The sequence below is a fragment of the Paenibacillus sp. JT31N17 genome (assembly GCF_056269255.1).
On the sequence record NZ_JBWDNP010000022.1, the window covers coordinates 1 to 20,527 of the forward strand.

The 20,527-nt window shown below is 48.8% G+C and carries 20 protein-coding genes; 13 read left to right on the forward strand and 7 right to left on the reverse strand.

What is annotated here, in order from left to right; translation table 11 throughout:
- Positions 1 to 187: 187 nt before the first annotated feature.
- Positions 188 to 2,128: an ATP-binding cassette domain-containing protein gene (locus tag AC0YOB_RS35035; RefSeq protein ID WP_475796728.1), complete on the reverse strand. Its 1,941-nt coding sequence runs from the start codon at positions 2,126 to 2,128 to the stop codon at positions 188 to 190.
- Between the two features lie 291 nt (positions 2,129 to 2,419).
- Between AC0YOB_RS35035 and AC0YOB_RS35040 the strand changes: the two genes are divergently transcribed.
- From AC0YOB_RS35040 to AC0YOB_RS35100, 13 genes are all read left to right on the forward strand, one after another.
- On the forward strand, positions 2,420 to 3,058 hold the full coding sequence (locus AC0YOB_RS35040) for a 5-formyltetrahydrofolate cyclo-ligase (RefSeq protein ID WP_475796729.1): 639 nt from the start codon (positions 2,420 to 2,422) through the stop codon (positions 3,056 to 3,058).
- A 38-nt stretch (positions 3,059 to 3,096) separates the two neighbouring features.
- Positions 3,097 to 3,570: a cyclic pyranopterin monophosphate synthase MoaC gene (moaC, locus tag AC0YOB_RS35045; RefSeq protein WP_210045168.1), complete on the forward strand. Its 474-nt coding sequence runs from the start codon at positions 3,097 to 3,099 to the stop codon at positions 3,568 to 3,570.
- Between the two features lie 54 nt (positions 3,571 to 3,624).
- Positions 3,625 to 4,119, forward strand: a complete 495-nt coding sequence (locus tag AC0YOB_RS35050; RefSeq protein ID WP_210045167.1) for a MogA/MoaB family molybdenum cofactor biosynthesis protein — start codon at positions 3,625 to 3,627, stop codon at positions 4,117 to 4,119.
- Complete coding sequence (locus AC0YOB_RS35055) at positions 4,116 to 5,147, forward strand: molybdopterin-binding protein (protein WP_475796730.1); 1,032 nt, start codon at positions 4,116 to 4,118, stop codon at positions 5,145 to 5,147. Before AC0YOB_RS35050 ends, AC0YOB_RS35055 begins: the two co-directional genes overlap by 4 nt.
- 365 nt (positions 5,148 to 5,512) lie before the next feature.
- Positions 5,513 to 5,749 carry a twin-arginine translocase TatA/TatE family subunit gene (locus tag AC0YOB_RS35060; protein ID WP_475796731.1) on the forward strand — a complete coding sequence of 79 codons (237 nt, stop codon included), beginning with the start codon at positions 5,513 to 5,515 and terminating at the stop codon, positions 5,747 to 5,749.
- Between the two features lie 112 nt (positions 5,750 to 5,861).
- Positions 5,862 to 6,602 (forward strand): twin-arginine translocase subunit TatC, encoded by a 741-nt coding sequence (tatC, locus tag AC0YOB_RS35065; RefSeq protein WP_475796800.1) that lies wholly within the window; start codon positions 5,862 to 5,864, stop codon positions 6,600 to 6,602.
- A 470-nt stretch (positions 6,603 to 7,072) separates the two neighbouring features.
- Positions 7,073 to 7,354, forward strand: a complete 282-nt coding sequence (groES, locus tag AC0YOB_RS35070; protein ID WP_210045165.1) for a co-chaperone GroES — start codon at positions 7,073 to 7,075, stop codon at positions 7,352 to 7,354.
- A 142-nt stretch (positions 7,355 to 7,496) separates the two neighbouring features.
- Positions 7,497 to 9,134 (forward strand): chaperonin GroEL, encoded by a 1,638-nt coding sequence (gene groL, locus AC0YOB_RS35075; protein ID WP_210045164.1) that lies wholly within the window; start codon positions 7,497 to 7,499, stop codon positions 9,132 to 9,134.
- A 1,018-nt stretch (positions 9,135 to 10,152) separates the two neighbouring features.
- Positions 10,153 to 10,443 (forward strand): hypothetical protein, encoded by a 291-nt coding sequence (locus AC0YOB_RS35080; protein ID WP_475796732.1) that lies wholly within the window; start codon positions 10,153 to 10,155, stop codon positions 10,441 to 10,443.
- Positions 10,444 to 11,109: 666 nt separating this feature from the next.
- Positions 11,110 to 11,640: a hypothetical protein gene (locus tag AC0YOB_RS35085; RefSeq protein ID WP_475796733.1), complete on the forward strand. Its 531-nt coding sequence runs from the start codon at positions 11,110 to 11,112 to the stop codon at positions 11,638 to 11,640.
- Positions 11,641 to 11,694: 54 nt separating this feature from the next.
- Positions 11,695 to 12,231 (forward strand): hypothetical protein, encoded by a 537-nt coding sequence (locus AC0YOB_RS35090; RefSeq protein ID WP_475796734.1) that lies wholly within the window; start codon positions 11,695 to 11,697, stop codon positions 12,229 to 12,231.
- A 232-nt stretch (positions 12,232 to 12,463) separates the two neighbouring features.
- Positions 12,464 to 12,640 (forward strand): hypothetical protein, encoded by a 177-nt coding sequence (locus AC0YOB_RS35095; protein ID WP_475796735.1) that lies wholly within the window; start codon positions 12,464 to 12,466, stop codon positions 12,638 to 12,640.
- A gap of 9 nt (positions 12,641 to 12,649) precedes the next feature.
- Positions 12,650 to 12,802, forward strand: a complete 153-nt coding sequence (locus tag AC0YOB_RS35100) for a hypothetical protein (RefSeq protein WP_475796736.1) — start codon at positions 12,650 to 12,652, stop codon at positions 12,800 to 12,802.
- Between the two features lie 314 nt (positions 12,803 to 13,116).
- Here the strand turns inward: AC0YOB_RS35100 and AC0YOB_RS35105 are convergent, their stop codons facing one another.
- The 6 genes from AC0YOB_RS35105 to AC0YOB_RS35130 form a co-directional block, all read right to left on the reverse strand.
- On the reverse strand, positions 13,117 to 13,242 hold the full coding sequence (locus tag AC0YOB_RS35105; protein ID WP_210046044.1) for a sporulation protein YjcZ: 126 nt from the start codon (positions 13,240 to 13,242) through the stop codon (positions 13,117 to 13,119).
- Between the two features lie 284 nt (positions 13,243 to 13,526).
- Positions 13,527 to 13,787 (reverse strand): hypothetical protein, encoded by a 261-nt coding sequence (locus tag AC0YOB_RS35110; protein ID WP_475796737.1) that lies wholly within the window; start codon positions 13,785 to 13,787, stop codon positions 13,527 to 13,529.
- Between the two features lie 210 nt (positions 13,788 to 13,997).
- Complete coding sequence (locus AC0YOB_RS35115) at positions 13,998 to 15,695, reverse strand: extracellular solute-binding protein (RefSeq protein WP_475796738.1); 1,698 nt, start codon at positions 15,693 to 15,695, stop codon at positions 13,998 to 14,000.
- Between the two features lie 109 nt (positions 15,696 to 15,804).
- Entirely contained in the window at positions 15,805 to 16,701 is an 897-nt protein-coding gene (locus AC0YOB_RS35120; RefSeq protein WP_475796739.1) for a carbohydrate ABC transporter permease, read from the reverse strand.
- Positions 16,702 to 16,729: 28 nt separating this feature from the next.
- Positions 16,730 to 17,650 (reverse strand): ABC transporter permease, encoded by a 921-nt coding sequence (locus AC0YOB_RS35125; RefSeq protein WP_475796740.1) that lies wholly within the window; start codon positions 17,648 to 17,650, stop codon positions 16,730 to 16,732.
- A 393-nt stretch (positions 17,651 to 18,043) separates the two neighbouring features.
- On the reverse strand, positions 18,044 to 20,359 hold the full coding sequence (locus AC0YOB_RS35130) for a helix-turn-helix domain-containing protein (RefSeq protein ID WP_475796741.1): 2,316 nt from the start codon (positions 20,357 to 20,359) through the stop codon (positions 18,044 to 18,046).
- Positions 20,360 to 20,527 lie beyond the last annotated feature (168 nt).

A 20,527-nucleotide genomic window follows, 5' to 3' on the forward strand; every position in this document is an offset into this window, starting at 1 on the left:
ACATGCAATCGAATCGCTTCACGCTTCACCGATTCTGGATAGTATTGATACTTTTGTCCTTTAATCGCCATAAAAATGCACCCCTTAGAATTCATCGGAATAACCAGGGGGGGTTTCCAATGTCTATTCTAAGGGGTGCACTTCAGCCTGCGCTGCGGGGGTTTTCGTTATGTTAGCTGCCTGTTCATTAACCAAGCAGTTCCTCCCATGCATCATAGGCTGCCTGAAGCTTTTCTCTTCTGCTGTCCATGTCGGACTGAATGCTCTGAACCTTCACATAATCATTGAATATGGCGGGATCGACAAGCTGCTGCTCCAGCTCTGTGATTTCCCCCTCCAGCCTTGCGATATCCTGCTCCAGCTGCTCCTGCTTTCTTTGTCGGCTCCGCTCCTCGCGTTTGGCTTGTTTGTCGGTTTCGTACGAGGTAGGCGCCGATATTTCGTGAGCTTCAGACGCTTTTCCGACTTTTCCCTGTGAAAATGATAGCGATTCCATGAGCAGTTCACTGGTTTCCTGCTTTTTCTCAATCATTTCGTCGTAATTTCCCAGGAAATGTTGGGTGCCGTCTGGAGTCAGTTCGACAATGCGCTCCGCCATCTTGTTAAGGAAATACCGGTCATGGGAAATGAACAGCAAGGTGCCGTCATAATCGAGCAGCGCAGACTCCAAAACCTCTTTGCTGTACAGGTCAAGATGGTTCGTGGGCTCGTCCAGAATAAGCATATTGGCTCGTGCCAGCATAAGCTTGGACAGCGATACGCGCGCTCTTTCGCCACCACTGAGAGAACCGACGCGTTTCTTGACATCGTCCCCACTAAAAAGGAAATTGCCCAGCACTGTGCGTATGCGGGCTTCCTCAATGCCCGGATATGCGTTCCAAAGCTCCTCCAGCACCGTGTTGGCAGGATTAAGCTCCTTATGCTCCTGATCGTAATAACCGATTTTGATATTGGTGCCCCAGCGGATTGAGCCTCCGGCAATAGGCTGTTGATCGACAAGCGCCTTCAGCAGTGTCGATTTGCCGATACCGTTCGGACCGATCAGCGCGACATTTTCTCCCCGCTCCAAGCGGAATGTGACATGCTGGAAAAGCGGCTGGTCCCGTTCGGTGAAACGTATTGCAAGATCCGTCACATCAAGCACGTCATTGCCGCTATGGCGGTCGATTTCAAAAGAAAAATGAGCCTTCTTCAGGTCTCCGAGCGGCTTGTCGAGACGTTCCATCTTGTCGAGCGCTTTACGCCGGCTTTGCGCCCGTTTGGTTGTCGAAGCACGCACAATATTGCGCTGGACAAAATCCTCAAGACGCGAAATTTCATCCTGCTGCTTGTCGAACTGCTTCATCTGAGCTTCATACTCTGCAGCCTTGATATCAATATAGCGGCTGTAATTGCCTGTATACCGCTTGGCTGTGTGGCGCTCAATTTCCACGATGGTCTGCACCACTGCGTCCAGGAAGTAGCGGTCATGAGAAACAACGAGAATTCCGCCGTCATAACCGCGCAAGTAATCCTCAAGCCATGTCAATGTTTCAATATCAAGGTAATTGGTTGGCTCGTCCAGCATGAGCAGGTCAGGGGCCTGCAATAAAATGCGGGCCAGTGCCAGCCTTGTTTTCTGCCCGCCGCTTAATGTCGAAATAACCGTATCCGGTGGAAACTGGCTGAAGCCCATGCCGTGCAATATGCTGCGGATTCGGGTCTCCATCACAAACCCGCCCTGTTCCCGGAACCAATCCGACAATTTGGAGTAGCGTTCAAGCGTCTGTTCATACAACTTGGGATTCGATTGAAGCTCCGGATCCGCGATCTGCAGCTCCAAGGAACGGAGCTCCCGCTCCGCATCAGTCAAATGGGCAAAAACGGCGCGCATTTCCGCTTCGATGGTACGTTCGGACTTAAGTCCGCTGGATTGGGCGAGATAGCCGATGGTTGTCTCCTTCGCTTTGTAGACGGAGCCGGAATCGGCTGAGATCTCCCCGGCAATGATACGCAGCAGCGTCGACTTGCCTGCGCCATTGACTCCTACCAGCCCAACCCGCTCGCGCGGAAGGACCTGGAAGGTGATTTGGGAGAGGATGCTGGTTACCCCGTAACTTTTGGAAATATCCGATATTTGAAGAAGCATAAATGAATAAACCTCCAGAATCGTAAACTTGCTGTATCTACATTGTTAGTTTACATGAAAATTGCTGCCGACGCGACATATTCGGGTCATGTTGGCTTGAGTAAAAGCAGCTCTTCTGACCATTGGCGAAAACTGGTCAACAGTGGTAAACTAAGAAACAACTATGACATCAAGAAATGGCCTTCGAGCGAAGAAGCTATCTCTGCCGCCTAAGATTGGTGCAGCCGGTTCTTCTTACATAATCAGCTCTTCAGGAACACGCCGTTTCTTCAGAAAGGCAAGGCGGCTGTAATGGCGAAAGGTGAGGACGCAGCAGGGATTTTTGGACAAAAGAAAGCAGTCCGAACGGCGGCGGCCGCAAGCCGCAGCCTTCTTCCAGAGGAGCTTCGGACACAGTGGTCCAGTCAGGCCTGCAGAAGCGCAATTGACTGGTTGAGTCAATTGTCGGACACAACCGCCAGCTTTATGATTTATGTTCCATTCCGTTCCGAGCTTGATACCCGTGAACTGATCGAATGGGGCTGGCAGACCGGGCTGTCCGTTATTGTACCGCGCTGTGAGCCATCTGACCGTTCTATGGAGCTTTATCTGCTCAACAGCTGGGAGGAACTTGCTCCCGGAGCCTATGGTATTCTCGAGCCTGATGTGAGTCAGGCTGAGCGCTGCGGGCCGGATTTCATTCCGGATGCGATATTTGTTCCGGGACTGGCTTTTGACCTGCAGGGCGGCAGACTCGGATATGGCGGAGGTTATTATGACCGCTACCGGGAACAGTTGACGGAGCAGGCGCTGCGGGTTGGCAAGCCTCTTCCGCCCTGGATCGGACTTGGCTTCGAGTCGCAGCTGCAGGAGGAAGTACCGATGGAGGTGCATGATGCCCGAATTGGGGCCATGATCACCGAGCAGGGCATGCGCATCATCAACCGCTGACAAATTCTTGTCCACAAGCAGCTGGAAAGGAGCAAACGATGGATTTGACCCATTTTAACGAACAAGGCAGGGCCCGCATGGTCGATGTATCAGATAAAGACGTTACGGCCCGTGTCGCGGTTGCGCGAACAAGCGTGGCTATGGCGCCTGAGACTCTCTCACGCATTAAGGCTGGAACAATCGGCAAAGGCGACGTGCTGTCCGTTGCACAGGTTGCAGGTATCATGGCAGCCAAGAAAACATCGGATATCATTCCGATGTGCCATCCCCTTCCGTTAACCGGCGTCAACCTCGCGTTTGCCGATAATGGAGTGGATGAGTTATATATAGAAGGAACTGTGAAAACAACGGGCAAAACCGGCGTCGAAATGGAAGCTTTAACGGCAGTGTCGGCTGCTGCCCTTACGGTCTACGACATGTGCAAGGCCCTGCAGAAGGATATGGTCATCGGGGCGACGTATCTGGTCTCCAAAAGCGGAGGGAAGAACGGCGACTACATTCATGCAAAATGATAAAATACAGGTGTTTTCTAATCGGTAGCATCGGATCGATCGGGGGAGAAGCACATGCGGTGGAAAGTGGCGTTGTTAACGGCAAGCGACAAAGGATCGCGCGGCGAGCGGGAGGATACGAGCGCGCAGGTGATCCGGGAACTGGTTGAGGAAGAATTGGGCGGGGAAATTATCGATTACCGCATCGTTCCCGATGAGCAGGATGAAATTATGGCTGCGCTTATCGAAATGACGGATTATTATCAAGCGGATCTGGTCATCACGACCGGCGGAACAGGTCTTGCTCCGAGGGACCTGACACCGGAAGCAACCTTGAAGGTCATTGAGCGTATCGTTCCGGGCCTTGCCGAGGCCATGAGGCTTGGGGCTATGCAGCGCACGAGAAGTGCCATGCTCTCCAGGGGCGTTTGCGGAATCCGCGGCCGTTCATTAATTATCAATTTGCCTGGAAGTCCTAAGGGTGTTCATGAGAATTTGATGGCGATCATGGACCAGCTTCCTCATGCCCTTAGCATTTTATCAGGGCGAACGGGGGACCATAACGAGTGAATTTTCCAATAAACGGCACACAGCTTAAGGAAGTGCCGGTCGAGCAGGCTGTTGGACTGCGCTTGGCGCATGATCTGACGCAGATCATTCCAGGGCAGTTCAAGGGACGATTGTTTAAAAAAGGGCATGTCATCACGGAAGCGGATATTCCTCAGCTTCTCGATATCGGCAAAGAACATATCTATATTTTGGAGCTGGGCGAAGGCGAGCTTCATGAAGATGATGCCGCCCAGCGCATGGCGCTTGCCCTTCAGGGCGATGGAACGGCTTTGTCAGAGCCTCATGAAGGCAAGGTATCCATCAAGTCAAGCCTTACCTCCCCGGCTCTTGCTGTCATTGATGCGTCGCTTGTTCATGCCATTAATGAACTGGGCGAGATTGCGCTTGCTACTCTGAAAACACATTCGGTCGTTATGCCCGGCGGGCAGTTGGCGGCTACCAGGGTGATCCCGCTCACGGTTCCGAAGGCCAAGATTGAACGTGTCGAGGCTCTCGTCGACAATTACCGTACGCTGCATGAGGGCCGCGGGCCGGTTCGCGTCAGGCCGCTTCGCAGCTTCCGGATCGGTATGCTGACAACCGGTGGCGAGGTCTTCTCAGGCCGGATTGAAGATAAATTCGGCCCGGCTGTCCGGCGCATTGTGGAGCGCTTAGGCTCCGAGATCGCGGAGCAGCGCTTTGCCCCTGATGACCGCCATACAATTGTCAAGGAAATACACTATTTGCTGGCACAGGGGTATGATATGATAGTGGTAACAGGCGGAATGTCCGTGGATCCTGATGATCGCACGCCAGCCGCCATTAAAGAAGCGGGAGCAGAAGTCGTCAGCTACGGAACCCCCATGCTTCCGGGTTCCATGCTGCTTGTCGGTTACATCAACGGGGTGCCGATTATGGGTTTGCCCGGCTGTGTCATGCATGATCCGTATACTTCTTTTGATGTCCTGCTGCCGCGCGTTCTTGCGGGCGACATCATAACCAAAGAAGATATTGTGCAGATGGGTTACGGCGGGTTATACAACTGCTGACACGCCGCCAGCGCGAGGCAAGAGACCGAGGACTTGGAAGAAACGACGTTAACTGTTGAAGCAGATTTTATAACAGGCTGCGTGAGGGTGAAACCTGTCAGCTGTACCTCAATTGTGCAGCTCATGCATGCGGAATAAGCATTACTTTGTAAAGCCCGGCAGTTGCGGAGCATGTTTTGCTTGCAAGGTCTGGCTTATGCTTACGGAGTGAGCTTTACTTCGTAAAGCTTGGTTAATGCTTACGGAGTGAGCTTTACTTCGTAAAGCTTGGTTAATGCTTACGGAGTGAGCTTTACTTCGTAAAGCTTGGTTAATGCTTACGGAGTGAGCTTTACTTCGTAAAGCTTTTAGGAGGTTAAGAAAACATGTTTAGCGGAATTGGTGTTACAGGATTTATTCTTCTTGTGCTCGTTGCCCTGCTGCTGTTTGGACCGAACAAACTGCCGGAGCTTGGCCGCGCTTTTGGCCGCACATTGAAGGAATTCAAGGCCGGCGCCAGAGATTTGATGGATGATGACGATAAGGAACGTAAAGAAGTAAGCCGGAGCGACGTCAACCGTAAAGTCGATGATCAAACGGACAATAAGCGACTCCCGGAGTAGGGGCTCGCTTTTTTTGTGAGAATGAATCCCTCCCATTAAGAACGAAGTGAGAAAGAGAGGTGCAGGCGCGGTGACAGAATCCGATAAGAAGCCTTCCCGCGAAGTGCAGCTGATGACGCTGTTTGAACATATCGGCGAGCTTCGACGCAGGCTGATCTATATTATTCTTGTGCTGGTGCTTGGCATGATTATCGGATTGCTGGTGGCCAATCCCGCTTATGATTATCTGATGAGTCAGGAGCCCGTCAATGGAATGACGCTGCATGCGTTTTCCCTGTGGGATGGAATTGGCATGTATATGAAGTTTGCGCTGGTAATCGCGCTTGTTCTTGTGCTTCCGTTTATCTTTTATCAGGCTTGGGCTTTCGTGAAACCCGCTTTGGGAATCAAGGAACAGAAGTCTGCGCTTATGTTTGTCCCCTTTGCGCTCATTATGTTTCTGATCGGGCTTGCGTTCTCCTATTTCGTTGTATTTCCCATGGCGTTTACATTTACAACGAGTGTGGCGGAGCATTTGAATCTGGAGGAGACTTATGGGGTTACACAATATTTTGCGTTTATGTTCAACATTTTACTCCCAATATCGCTGCTTTTTGAACTGCCCCTTGTCATTATGTTTCTGACCAAGCTGCGTATTCTGAATCCCAAGCGTCTGCGCAAAATGCGGCGTCTTGCTTACTTTATTCTCATCTTGATCGGTATTGTCATCACGCCTCCGGACTTCATTTCGGATTCGCTGGTAGCAATTCCCCTGATTCTTCTTTATGAAGCGAGCGTACTGCTCTCGAGCGTCGTTTACCGGAAACAGCTGGAACGCGACCGTCAGTGGGAAGAGGAGTTCGGAGCAACCTGAGAGGCTCTTTCCGCTCACAAGCGGACATGTTGACTTTATCATCAGGATCCAATAACCAAAAGGCAGGTTCAAGCATTCTTGAGCCTGTCTTTTTTTTTACTTTATAGGCGGTGTAAATTTAATCTCTATCCATGGCTATAAGATCTATAGGGGAGAAACCGGCATCTTTGACAGAGGGCGGTGATGACCGTTTTTTCTTTGCTAGGCGAAATCCCTAACCGTATTCAGTTCTACTTCCAGCCGGATGATGGAAAAACCTGCTCTTTTTTAGAGTAAACGGGCGCTTTTCTGCTTATTCATGAGCTTTTGTGAAGAGGACCTGCATCATGAACTGTAAATTTCCCGCAAATTGTCCTTTAGGCACTTGAAATTCAGAAGCAAAATCGGTATTATTAAAAATGGTTGTTAGCACTTAACAGTTGCGAGTGCTAATATGAAATGAGCAACAAAATCAAAAGGAGGCTATTTTCATGATCAGACCTTTGGGTGAGCGCGTATTGGTTGAGCCAATCGCGAAAGAAGAAACAACAGCTAGCGGAATTGTGCTGCCAGACACGGCGAAAGAAAAGCCGCAAGAAGGCAGAGTTATTGCTGTAGGAAGCGGTACGCTTAAAGACGGCGCCCGCATCGCTCTTGAAGTAAAAGAAGGCGATCGCGTGTTGTTCTCCAAGTATGCCGGCACCGAAGTGAAATACGAAGGTAAAGAATTGTTGATTATGAAAGAAAGCGACATCCACGCAATCCTGGGATAAGCCGCGTGCTTTGACTCAAACATACATGGTTTTTACTTCATATTTTTTGGGGCAAGCCTCCCTTGGCTTGTCACAGCATGGAGGGCGGCGTATTGCCGCTTGAACGAACTGGAACGATCATTAATTAGGAGGTAATTTGACAATGGCTAAGGAAATTAAGTTTGGCGAAGACGCTCGTCGCGCAATGCTGCGCGGAGTCGACGCTCTTGCAAATGCGGTTAAAGTTACACTTGGTCCTAAGGGCCGCAACGTGGTTCTGGAGAAAAAATTCGGCAGCCCGCTGATCACCAATGATGGTGTATCCATTGCCAAGGAAATCGAATTGGAAGATGCTTTCGAAAACATGGGTGCACAGCTTGTTAAAGAAGTAGCGACCAAAACCAATGATGTTGCCGGTGACGGAACAACGACTGCTACGGTTCTTGCGCAAGCAATGATCCGCGAAGGTCTCAAAAACGTAACGGCGGGCGCTAACCCGATGGTTATCCGCAAAGGTATCGAAAAAGCGGTTCGCGCAGCTGTTGAAGAACTGAAATCCATCGCGAAACCAATCGAAGGACAACAGTCGATCGCTCAGGTTGCTTCTATCTCGTCCAGTGACGAAGAAGTCGGCCAGCTGATTGCAGAAGCTATGGAAAAAGTCGGCAACGACGGCGTTATCACGGTTGAAGAATCCAAAGGCTTCGTAACGGAGCTTGAAGTGGTTGAAGGTATGCAGTTCGACCGTGGATATGTTTCCGCGTATATGATTACCGATACGGATAAAATGGAAGCTGTACTCGATAACCCATATATCCTGATTACCGATAAAAAAATCACGAACATCCAAGAAATTTTACCGGTTCTGGAGAAAGTGGTTCAATCCGGCAAACAGCTTCTGATCATTGCTGAAGATATCGAAGGCGAAGCAATGGCAACTCTGGTTCTCAACAAGCTGCGCGGTACATTCACTTGCGTAGGCGTAAAAGCTCCAGGCTTCGGCGACCGCCGCAAATCGATGCTGGGTGACATTGCCGCTCTGACAGGTGGTCAAGTGATCACGGAAGAGCTTGGTCTTGATCTGAAATCCACAACGATTGAGCAGCTCGGTTCCGCTCGCCAGATTCGTGTGACGAAAGAAAACACGATCATTGTTGACGGCAGCGGCGAAAAATCGGATATTGATGTTCGCATCAATCAAATCCGCACTCAATTGGAAGAAACAACTTCCGACTTCGACCGTGAGAAGCTGCAAGAGCGTCTTGCCAAGCTGTCCGGCGGCGTAGCCGTAATCAAAGTCGGCGCAGCAACAGAAACCGAATTGAAAGAGCGCAAACTGCGCATCGAAGATGCTCTTAACTCCACCCGCGCAGCGGTTGAAGAAGGTATCGTATCCGGTGGCGGTACTGCACTCGTGAACGTATATAAAGCAGTTGCAGCCGTTAATGCGGTGGGCGACGAAAAAACAGGCGTTAACATCGTTCTGCGCGCTCTGGAAGAGCCTGTACGCACGATTGCAGCGAACGCAGGCCAAGAAGGCTCCGTTATCGTTGAGCGTCTGAAAGGCGAGAAAGTGGGCGTTGGTTATAACGCTGCTACTGGCGAGTGGGTTGATATGTTCTCAGCCGGTATCGTTGACCCTGCGAAAGTAACGCGTTCCGCTCTGCAAAACGCAGCTTCCGTTGCAGCGATGTTCCTGACAACCGAAGCGGTTGTTGCCGACAAACCGGAAAAAGACAAACCAGGCATGCCTGACATGGGCGGCATGGGTGGTATGGGCGGCATGGGCGGCATGATGTAATCATCCGACCAAAAACCCTTATATATCAAGGAAAACGGGACCCTTCGGGGTCCCGTTTTTGTATACAACCCACGAAAACCTCACATTCCTTGCAAAATAGCTCCCTTGAGAAGTTCCGAGATTTCTGAACAAAGGGGTAACCCTTATCGTTTGCAACAGATGAATTTATTATCATGATACTCGGGGTCAAAATCTTAGGCACCATTCGCAGCTTGGCCTGACGCATTATAAGGGCCTTGATCATTTTCATGATGCTCTCATCGAGTTTCAATTGTCCGGATCGATCCTTTCGTTTATGGAGGAATCAGTTCGTATTTGTGATTTCAAAATTTCTTTCTGTTCGGCCCTGTTTGTTTGAGAAAGTAGATCCAGCGATGTATGAGCGATGCATTTTTTTCTATTCTTCCTCAATAATATTTCCGCAAATACGTCTGTCTCTGGAGATAATGAAAAATCCATAGCGTTCCTCCTGATGGGAATGTACGTTCGGTTATTTGTGAAAAAGAAAAGCCATTTCTGGCTTTACCTCATGTTCACATTCATTCGTCTTAATTCTTCTTCAGCTTCCTGTGAACTTTCCACTCATCTAATCTTCGCTCTTTTTGCACTAATCCTCAGTTTGATTCTTAATGGCAAAAGACCCGTAATCCGGGTCTTTTAAGGAGGAGTTTCACATGTCCGGAATGTATAGGCGGATACGCTCCGAAGCTTATTTAATAACCGAATCTGCCACAACTGCAAGCGATAATGACCAGCAGGATAAAGAGTACAAGGATAAATCCGATTCCTGAGCCAGTACCGACACCACCAACTACGCCACCACAACTCATTAAGATCACCTCCTTGAGTTTGGGTACGCTTTAAATTATGCATGCCTAACTCAACATGATTGGATGTTTGTTACAGAATGGTGTTAGCCTATGGTTCGGGTTATAAGCTGGCTATGAAGCAAACTGTGGAATAGAAAAAAAAACCGGCACATTGGGGAACGGTACCCGGGGATTCAAGCGATATAGATATGGCTAAGTCGTTACTTTCAAGGTATAGACGCTTGAAGGGTATTGTTGATGACTTTGAAAGCACTCCTCCTGAAACAGATAAACAGGTGGCTGCTTATGAAAGTGCCCGACAATGCACCCGAAATGTTGAGAGAGCAGTTAATCAAATTGTTGATTATGATGTGAATAGTGTCATCGAATACCGTTTTCTCAGAGGGAACTCACGAGCTGCTACCATTCTACGATTCTCCGGTTGGGATTATTGCAATAAGACCATTGATTGGAAAATTACAGAAGGTATTGATCTGTAGCAAACTCACTGCTTTATCTTTAAATGAAAATGTCCATTTTATGTAAAAGTAGTGTCCACAAGCTGTCTATACCTAAGAGGTACAGTTGATCATAAAGGAGCGAAGCGCTCCGGGTGATACCTACTGTACCTTTATCATATGTAGGACTCGGTCATGCTGTGGGTTTTAGATCATATGACCTTGGAAGCCAGTCGTCAAGAGTGTGGTGAGGTGGGGTTTGATGCCCCAAAGTTTTTTACAAGAGGGCGTGAGTCATTGCACCCTGTTGTAAATCGCTTTATCAAGAGCCGCTCTTGCGGCTTTCTTTGTTGAAAGGGGGCATGCCGGGTGCGGTATTTTAAGGCAATTAAGAAGATTGATCATATAAAGCTGCAGCCGGTTAAATGCATCACATCACGACTCCAAGACAGTCCGAGAGGATGGCAGATTTGGTAGGTCGCTCACATGAGCGGCTTATTTGTTATTAATTTGATCAAAGGAGAAATGAACAAAGATGGCTCCCGCCCGGGATAACGGCTTTGCAGGTACACAAGTAACGAGGAGCTTGTGGGATATAATCCGATCATACACGATTCGACATGTAAATAAGGATAAGGACTCTTATAGCACATGGTAATCTGTGCCATGATCTGGGTAGGCGGTAAAACCAATTAGGGAGGTCCATTTATGAAAATGAAAAAGCTATTGATATCCAGTTTAATCTGGGTTAGCCTGTTGGCGTCGGCGCAATCAGCATTTGCAGCAACGTATTCGTCAGCTATTGAAACGAAAGACATCAGTAATCGGGAAGCTCAAGCGATGAACATTAAGCCTAATCAATATTTTATGGGGTATCTCAGTGGTCCTGATCCGGTAACGAAAGTATCTGATTGGTTGGATACCTTTAAATGGACGAACAGCACCCATCATGATATTGCCATTGAAGTCTGGCTTTTCTCTCCAATGTTTTCCACTCCAAACGGAATTAAAGACAGTTACAATTTAAACGTTCGACCTGATGATAAACGCGACGGCTATCTTGCACAAAAGAATGGTCCATACAGCTACGCAAAATTTTATGGGTATGAACCAGGCGAGCAAATCATAATCAAACCAGGAAGATCTGCGTTTTTCCAAGTTTGGTCTCCTTGGAAAATGAATTTCAGTAAGACAAAGAACTATGTTATTTGGGTGAATGAAGTCCCTATCAAAAAATAGCGTATCGAAAAGATGAGGAAATAAAAAGTATTTCAAAAAATGGAGGGATCATTTATGAAAATGAAAAAGCTATTGATATCCAGTATAATCGGGGTTAGTCTATTGGCGTCAACGCAGTCAGCATTTGCAGCAACGTATTCGTCAGCTATTGAAACGAATGACATCGTTTATAACCATGACGGAGATGGAGCGAGGAACATTGAGCTTAATGAATATTTTATGGGGTATATCAGTGGTCCTAATCCGATAACGAAAGTATCTGATCGTGGGGATTCCTTTAAATGGACGAACACCACCGATCATGATATTGCAATTGAAGTCTGGCTTTTCTCTCCAATGTATTCTAATCCAAGCGGAAGTGATGACGGTTACGATTTAAGAGTTCGTCCTGATGATAAACCCTACGGCTATCAATCACAAGAGAATGGTCCATACAGCTACGCAAAATTTTATGGGTATGAACATGGCGAGCAACTCATAATCAAACCAGGAAGATCTGCGTTTTTCCAAGTTACTTCTGGTTGGAGTAAGAGTTACAGTAAGACAAAGAACTATGTTATTTGGATGAATGAAGTCCCAATCAAAAAATAACGTATATCTTTTCATGAAAGCCACTCACTTGCCGGGTGGCTTTTTGTTTTGTCCGGATAAGGATTTGATTGTCGATGCGTCGATATACGGAAGATTTGAAGGAACGCGCCTTTCTCAACCGGCTGGACCCCCAGGGGGGACAAGATCTTTAAAATCTTTTTTTCTATGGGACCGCATCGGAGTATATTCGCGTAAATATTCGTTTTATAATTTTTTGGGGGAGGTGACCGGAATGGGGCGGAATGCAAAACCAACTGCCCTGCATGTTGCTGAGGGCAATCCCAACCGCTTGACCAGGGAACAATTACAGGCCAGACAAGCAGGTGAAATCAAGCTGGGGAAAAGTGAGCTTGAAAAAATCAAGCCGCCGCCATATGTGAAAGGTGACGAAAAAGCATTCTTGCACTAGAGACAGTGCATGAAAGAATACAAGGCGGCAGCTGCTCAAAAAATTGAGTTGCTGACTTCCTCCGATGTGGACATGCTAGCGATGTACTGCAAAACGTATTCGGAGTATGAACGGCTGCTGATCTCCTATCAGCGAATCGACAGCATCGCGGAGAACTGCTGAGCCGCTGGAACAATATATGGAAGAGAGCGAAGTGTTTGACACCAGGGTTTGGAATTTATTAATATATATCAAGGAAAACGGGACCCTTCGGGGTCCCTTTTTTGCGTGAATGTCGCGAAAAGGTCACATTCCTTGGCAGTAAAGCCTTTTTTAGCGGATCCGAGCCGCTCCATTATTAGGAGATGAGGCATACCAGCCTCAGCAAGCAAGGATATATGTGTTGGAAAGGTAAAAAAAGACCCGCAAGGCGGGTCTTTTTTGGGGAAGTTTTGCAAGTCCGGAACGTGATCGGAGGTTACGTTCCAAAGCTTAGATTAATAACCGAATTTTCCAACTCCACAGCTGCATGCGATTATGACAAGCAGGATAAAGAGTACGAGAATAATGCCAATACCTGTGCCAAATCCACCATAGCCAACGCCGCCAACTACACCGGACATCCAAAGCACCTCCTTGTTTTTCGGTACTCTTTAACTTATGCACACGTACCCTGGTATGAGTGGGCAGTTGTTACGGAGTGGCATTAGCCCAAGATTGAAACCGCGGGGCATCCATACTGGAGGGGCAAGACATTGGAAGATACTTGCTGATCCATACATGTATTTTCGCGAAGTATAAGTACTTGTTATCTTGGAAACCGATTTTGGTACCGTGGGCATCAGGAAATCATCAGTCGCAATATGAATGGGAGCAGCGGTTTCGCTGCCCCATTTTAAAAAAACGACTATTTGCGCTGCAGCAGTAAATATCCGCTGATATTTGAAGTTTTTTTACGGAATACAATCTTGAATCCAATATCATTGTCTAATAAACAGTTCAGAGCATTGATAAGCAATCCATTTGGTACCAGACTTGCTCTGCACGGTACTGCGCTGCCAATAACGCGAGCAGAAATAATGCGGCGGGCTGAACCGGGAACCAGAGGGTTTCTTGTCCAACTGATCAATACTAAATCGGGCTGAGGAACAGCTCTTGTACAAGCCATACAATCACCTCTCTTCTATTAGTTGCTCTATATTAAATGCAAAGTAGACCGATAGTGTGATAGGCCAAGAATTGAATATTGCGAGAATTTAATGAAACACAAAAAGAGGCTTCTTGCACAAGTTCGTTTGAACCTGTGCAAGAAGCCTCAAATGTTTTATATCTGCCTTGATCCAAAAGACGAGCGTCAGCCTGTTCCTCTTGAGTAATCTTATTTCTTCGAAAAGGCGGAGGAATCGTATGATTTTTGCATGATATCCAGATAGTTCGTCAGGTCCAGACCGTCAAATCCTTTGATGTACGCATCCCAGTCCTTATCGAGGCTCTTGCCGCCTGTGATGAACTGCAGGGCGTTTTGATCGATATAGGTGGTGATATTCGTTTGCAGCATGCCGGCCTGATCGGCGGAAGCCGGATCGATCCATACGCCCCAGTACGGGAATATTTCAGCCGGCTGCTTGCCGTCATAGTTGTTTTTGGTGGCGTCGAACAATCTGCGCTCGTAGCCGTCGTCATTATAGATATCCGTTGACTGCACCTGCGAGTTGCGGAATGCGGCATCCAGATCGTATTGACCCAGCGGGCCCCAAGCGTTGTTGCGGGGCTTCTCGCCGCTCTTCTGCGGGAGCGTTACCCATAGCGGCTGAACGGTGCTGTCGAGCGCTTTCTCTCCATCCTGCGGCTTCCTCCAGTCGATGCCTTCGATGCCGGCATTCGCCTGTATTTGTCCGTCGAAGGTGTAGATGGAATCAAGCATTTTAATAGCGGCGATTTGCGCTTCCTCGCTCGCTTTGTTCGTGAGCACAAATGATGCCCCCTGGTTGCCGGTATACTGGATGGTCGCATAGTTTATACCGTTTGGTCCGGTCAGTGGGGGAATCGAATCATAATCCTTGGAGTTGCGATTGCCGTCGGCGATGTCCAGGAAGATTGCGGGATGCATGCCTGCTCCGGCACCGAGAATCTGACCGTCGGCATTCTCGCCGATTTTCTTGAACGCGTCGGCGTTTTGTGTGAACGCGCCCGGGTCGATCAGCCCTTCATCATACAGCGACTTGATGTAGGCAAGGCCTTCTTTCCATTCCGGTTTATTGGCTGCGAGATCCACTTTTCCGTCCTTCATCATCAGGTAGGTGCGGTCGTCATCGTAGATGAAGGCATTCATCAAATAGGGAATGACATGTACGCCAAAGGTTTCTGTCGAACCGCTAAGAGGCACTTCGTCTTTTTTACCGTTGCCGTTCGGATCGTCGTTCTTGAAGGCCTCCAGCATTATCTTGAAATCTTCAGGCGTCTTCGGTGTCTCGATGCCCAGCTTCTTCATCCATGAGGTGTTAACCCACATTTTGTTCGGGAAGGAACAATGGTAGCAGGCACTCAGTCCGTTGATGCCGTAAATTTTGCCGTCCGGTGCTGTATTCATTGCCATGTAGTCCGGATTTTCATCAAGCGTCTTCTTCAGATTCGGAGCATATTGATCGATCAGATCGTTAAGCGGAAGGATAACTCCCTGTTGGCCGTAGCGCAGCAGATCGTTTTGGCTGAAATGGTCGACATAGGCCACCAGCAGGTATAAATCAGGATAATCGCCGCTTGCCAGCGAGATTTGTCTTTTTTCAGGAGCACCGTCAGAAGGAACTGTTGTCCATTCAAATTTAATATTTTGCTGCTTCTCAACAAGCTTCGTAAATGCATTGGTCTCCAGTTTCTGATTGTTAACCGTATCTTCATTCGCAAATACTCTGATCGTGACCGGATTCTCGGCCGTCGGCGCTTCGGCATTGCCTGTAGACGGCGTATTGGCAGCAGCGCCTCCGTTTGTTCCCGTATTGTTATCCTTGGCGCAACCGGCCAGGATAATGCTGAAAGCCAACACGCATGCTGCGGCTATTGTCCACTTCTTTTTCAAAATGCAACCTCTCCCTTTTTTAAGATGAATGGAAACGGAATGATCCGCAAATCTCCAGCTACAATGAGCATTCCCCCTTTCAAAGACGGTCCGGCGGATTGCCTTGGCATCAGCCCTTGACAGAGCCGATCAGCATTCCCTGGACAAAATAGCGCTGTACAAACGGGTACAAAATCAACACCGGCAAGCTGGATACGACGATGATTGAATACTTCATCAAACTGGCCAGCTGCTGCTTCGCGGCAATTTCCCCCGCTCCCAAGGTGCCGGTATTCGCATTCAGAATTAGAATCGACCGGAGGAACAGCTGCAGTGGAAACAGATTGTTGGATTTCAGATAAATCAGGGCGTCGAAATAGGCGTTCCATTGTCCGACAGCGTACATTAACGTCAATACGGCGAGAATCGGCTTGGAAAGCGGCAGAACAATGCTGAATATGAAGCGCAGGTCGCTGCAGCCGTCAATCTCAGCGGCCTCCGCCAGCTCGTCGGGAATGGAGGTGGCGAAGAATGTCCGGGCGATGATAACCTGCCATACCCAGATTGCATTGGGCAGCAGCAGAGCCCAGCGTGTATCGATTAAGCCGACGGCTTTAACCACTAGATAGGTTGGGATAAGGCCGCCATTGAACAGCATGGTGAATACGATGAACATCATCATTCCACTGCGGCCGAAGAATGTTTTTCGCGACAGCGGGTAGGCGATCATGGTCGTCAGCACGACGCTGATCAGCGTGCCGGCAACGGTATAGAACAATGAGTTTGCATAACCCGTCACGATCTGGCTGTTCTGGAACGCCGCCTTGTAGCCGGCAAAGGTCGCTTCTACCGGCCACAGCCATACACGGCCGCCTGATACGGCGGAGGGGCTGCTGATCGATGAACTGATAATAAATATAAGCGGATAGACCGTTGCCACCAATACTAGAATTAAAAACAGATAGATCAGTCCGAGAAACATCCGGTCTCCCAACGACTCGCGGACGGTATGTCTTATGCTCGCCATAGCAATGGCTCCTTTCTGTACGAAGCCTCTACCAAAGGCTGTTGTTGGAGAGTCGTTTGGCAATTGTATTGACCATTATCAGCAGAACCAGATTGATAACGGAGTTGAACAGTCCGACCGCCGTCGCGAAGCTGTAGTTCGCATTGAGCAGTCCGATCTTGTACACATAGGTGGATATAATTTCGGATGTCGTCGTATTCAGCGGATTTTGCAGCAAATAAATTTTCTCAAATCCAATTGCCATCATATTGCCGACATTCAGAATGAGGATGATGACGGCTGCAGGCAAAATACCCGGAACATCCACATTCCAAATTTTCTGGATGCGCGAAGCGCCGTCAACCTTGGCCGCCTCGTAGAGGGAGGGATCGACACCCGCAAGCGCTGCCAAATAAATGACGGCGGAATAGCCCGCGGTTTGCCAGATGTCCGACCAGACATAGATCGAACGGAACATGCCCGAATTGCCAAGAAAATTGATGGATTCGGAACCGGTCGCTTCGAGAATTTTATTGACAAGCCCCGTGCTTGGAGCAAGAAACAGCATAATGATGGATACCATGACGACAGTGGAAATAAAGTAAGGCGCATAGGTAACCAATTGTACGATTCGTCTGAACCTCGCGCTTTTCACCTCATTGAGCGCCAGCGCCAGTATGATCGGTATCGGAAAGCTGATAACCAGCAAATACAAGGACATCAGCAAGGTGTTTTTCAGCAGCGTCATGAACACCGGATTATGAAAGAACTGCTCAAAATATTTGGTCCCGACCCATGGACTGCCCCAAATGCCTTTGAGAACATTGTAATCCTTAAAGGCCAGCACCGCGTTGAACATCGGGATATACTTGAAAATAACAAAATAAAGCAATGGAGGAATGACCAGCAGGTAGAGCTGCCAGTGCTTTCTTAAGCTTCGACCCGCCATGGTTCCCAGGTTAGAGAGCATCCCCCGCGACTTCCTTTTCTCTTGATTTGCTGCTGTTATCGTGCCCAGATGAATCCCCCCTTGATTCGCAGCGGCAATAGAATATGCTCGTGCCGCAGCTCTGTTGTGAACGCTTTCCTCATTTGCCCACCTCAAATGATACCGATTTCATCCATGGCCCGTAAAGGTACAAATTCGTCTAAATCAGCGTACAATTGCGCAGAATATTCGAGCGTACAGTTCCCCGGAAGCGTACATTTTTGCACCGGAAACAAGGGCAAAAGAAGGAACGGCAGTCGCCGTCCTCTGGCGGCAAGCGCCGGTACTTCCATTAGACCTTCAGAATGGATAATTGTGATTCTGCAAGGACAAAGAAAAGCCTGTCCATAGGTTGGACAGGCTTGGACGATCATGCTATTCCGATGTTTGCCGGTAGGCGCTAGGAGCTACACCCTTGACGCGCTTGAACGCTCTCCGGAAGGAATGCGCGCTGTTGTAGCCTACCTGCGCCGAAATTTCATCGATCGTCAGCTCGTTTTGGATCAATAAATCGGAAGCTTTGTTCATCCTAATCCGTTCGAGATAATCGGAGAGGTTCTCTCCGGTTTGCTCCTTGAACAGATGGGAGATGAACCGCTCCGGACGCTGCACCGATTCGGCGATCCGGTACAACGTTAGATCCGGATCCGTATATTGATTTTGGATATGGATCATGATGGCGCGGATCGTTTCATCGACATCGTCGGATTTTTGCTTGGCGATTGCGCTGCATATATTCCTCATCAGCGTATCGAGCCGGCTTCTGAGCTGTTCAACCGCATCAAGAGGTTGAATTTGTGCAATTTCATTTCTTACCGACTCGTTAAACGCCTCATCCTGAAACGACTTCTGATCCATCAGCTTGAGCATCGTTCCCTTGAGCTCGACGATCAGCTGCTGCCTCATATCATAGGAAAGCTCGCGCTCCTCGAAGTTTTTGAGCAGGATCTGATCCAAAATCCGTTTGGCTTCGTCGTATTCGCCAACCTTCAGCGTGTTCAGCAGCCGCTGCTGGGTATCGATCGGGTAATAGTACATCGATGTTTCTCTGGCTGTATCAAGGTACCATACCACTCTTCTTTCACCGCCATACACAGCATATTCCGATGCCTGCTGCGCCTCGTCGAACGAACGGCTTATATCTCTTAGCGTCTGGTAGGGATTGCCGATGCCGATACTCACAGTAAGCCTGTACTGGTTAAATATCTCTTCGGCCAGCTGTGTCATCCGGCTCTCAACCAAATTGTCGGCTTCATCCTGAGGCTCCGCTTTCCGAGGGTACAGAAGGGCGATTTTATCCGAGCCAAGGTCGGTCATGAGCAGCTCTTCATCCTCATCCTGGAGCAGCTTCTTGAGCAGCAGCCGGGCGAGGCTTAATTCATGAATGATTTCCTCGTTGTCGATTTCTCCATAGCCGTTCAGCTTTATAACGCAAACATGACCTTGTGCGGATCCGACACTGATGCCTGCCTGGGATGAAACCGCCTCGATCTCGTCCAGCGAATAAAATTCGCCTACCAGAAGCCGCTTGATGAAGGCGTCGCGCAGCAGGGGCAGCTGCTTGTTCAGCTCCGACTCGAGCAGCTTGTTGTTGTCGATCAGATTCGAAATATTGCCTGACAGAAAATCGTACTCATTCTTGTAGCGGCCGGACCCGGACTCGGCCTGGTCCTTAAAGACGCTAAGCAGCCGGGCGATCGGAGCCGTATTGCGGTACGCGAGCATCAATATAATCAGCAGACCGATTATCAGAGCGCCTGCCGTGAACATCCAGGTGACATACTTGATCTGGTTGGCCTGCTGCATGACCATCTCTTCAGGAATGCCAGCGGTATACAGCCAGCCGGTTGTGGCCGATTGCACGGTAATAAGAAGCATTCCGTTCTCAACGGTATCAAGGTCGCCCGCTTGTCCCGAAGGGATATGAGAGAGCTTCTTAATCGACGCGTCATCGATGCCTTGGGAAATAAGGGTGTTGCCCTTGTTGTCGGTTATGAAGCCCCAGCCTCCATTCTGCCCGAACATGCCGCTTAGCAGCCGGCCGATCTTCTGTTCGTCTATCGTCACGACAACGGTTGCCCGCGGTTTGTTCAAGCTGTTGATTGGCAGCGACTGGATGAATGTAATGACCGAGCTCTGGAACGTGATGTCCGAGTTCTGAGCGCTGCTCTTGATATAGGGGCGGAGAGGGATAATTTCATTTTCGTGGAATTTATCCAATATCGTCGTCTTCCACTGCTCGAAAGTCATATCTTTATAGTGATTCAGCTCGTAGAAATGCTCCGGTCGATAGTACAGGGAATCCGCTGTCAGGACAACATTATAGTTGTCCAGATAGATATAGAAGTTCTGCAGAAAATCATTGGCCCTTGTATAGTTGGCAATGTCCTTTGACATGCCGAGCAGCCCGAATACATTATTGGCATCGTGCTGATTCTTCTCTGTCATGATAAGATTCAGGTCCTTATTGATGGCCAGCTGCTTGGTAAAGGCCTCCACCTCGTTGAGACGGGTTTCGAGAATTTCCTTGCTCTGGTTAAGCAGCGCACGGCTGTTCTCGACAGAACTGGCCCCCGCTACCTTAACGGAAGCTCTGTAGGACATATAGCCGGCTACGTTGGGAAGCAGGAGCACGATTAAATATGAAATCAGAAATCTGCGAAACATCGGAGAAAATGTTGCTCCTCTCATTGTATGTAGCTCCCCCCGAAACAAAAATTAAGCGCTTGCATGACTGTGGTCCGTAGTTCTCTACCCCTATTATAGACGATCATGCGCAACTTATCACGATTCGTTCGCAAGACACAAGCCATGAGGGGGCTCCACGCCCTGTTTTCGAAGAAAAACGGCAGGGAACGC

Excerpts from the sequence above, each read along its gene's own strand:
- AC0YOB_RS35130 (WP_475796741.1), bottom strand. The coding sequence starts at position 20,359 with ATGAGAGGAGCAACATTTTCTCCGATGTTTCGCAGATTTCTGATTTCA.
- AC0YOB_RS35035 (WP_475796728.1), bottom strand. The coding sequence starts at position 2,128 with ATGCTTCTTCAAATATCGGATATTTCCAAAAGTTACGGGGTAACCAGC.
- AC0YOB_RS35105 (WP_210046044.1), bottom strand. The coding sequence starts at position 13,242 with ATGTCCGGTGTAGTTGGCGGCGTTGGCTATGGTGGATTTGGCACAGGT.
- groL (WP_210045164.1), top strand. The coding sequence starts at position 7,497 with ATGGCTAAGGAAATTAAGTTTGGCGAAGACGCTCGTCGCGCAATGCTG.
- AC0YOB_RS35060 (WP_475796731.1), top strand. The coding sequence starts at position 5,513 with ATGTTTAGCGGAATTGGTGTTACAGGATTTATTCTTCTTGTGCTCGTT.
- AC0YOB_RS35090 (WP_475796734.1), top strand. The coding sequence starts at position 11,695 with ATGAAAATGAAAAAGCTATTGATATCCAGTATAATCGGGGTTAGTCTA.
- AC0YOB_RS35125 (WP_475796740.1), bottom strand. The coding sequence starts at position 17,650 with ATGCTCTCTAACCTGGGAACCATGGCGGGTCGAAGCTTAAGAAAGCAC.
- AC0YOB_RS35040 (WP_475796729.1), top strand. The coding sequence starts at position 2,420 with ATGGCGAAAGGTGAGGACGCAGCAGGGATTTTTGGACAAAAGAAAGCA.
- AC0YOB_RS35095 (WP_475796735.1), top strand. The coding sequence starts at position 12,464 with ATGGGGCGGAATGCAAAACCAACTGCCCTGCATGTTGCTGAGGGCAAT.
- tatC (WP_475796800.1), top strand. The coding sequence starts at position 5,862 with ATGACGCTGTTTGAACATATCGGCGAGCTTCGACGCAGGCTGATCTAT.
- AC0YOB_RS35085 (WP_475796733.1), top strand. The coding sequence starts at position 11,110 with ATGAAAATGAAAAAGCTATTGATATCCAGTTTAATCTGGGTTAGCCTG.
- AC0YOB_RS35050 (WP_210045167.1), top strand. The coding sequence starts at position 3,625 with ATGCGGTGGAAAGTGGCGTTGTTAACGGCAAGCGACAAAGGATCGCGC.
- AC0YOB_RS35110 (WP_475796737.1), bottom strand. The coding sequence starts at position 13,787 with ATGGCTTGTACAAGAGCTGTTCCTCAGCCCGATTTAGTATTGATCAGT.
- AC0YOB_RS35120 (WP_475796739.1), bottom strand. The coding sequence starts at position 16,701 with ATGGCGAGCATAAGACATACCGTCCGCGAGTCGTTGGGAGACCGGATG.
- groES (WP_210045165.1), top strand. The coding sequence starts at position 7,073 with ATGATCAGACCTTTGGGTGAGCGCGTATTGGTTGAGCCAATCGCGAAA.
- AC0YOB_RS35100 (WP_475796736.1), top strand. The coding sequence starts at position 12,650 with ATGAAAGAATACAAGGCGGCAGCTGCTCAAAAAATTGAGTTGCTGACT.
- moaC (WP_210045168.1), top strand. The coding sequence starts at position 3,097 with ATGGATTTGACCCATTTTAACGAACAAGGCAGGGCCCGCATGGTCGAT.
- AC0YOB_RS35080 (WP_475796732.1), top strand. The coding sequence starts at position 10,153 with ATGGCTAAGTCGTTACTTTCAAGGTATAGACGCTTGAAGGGTATTGTT.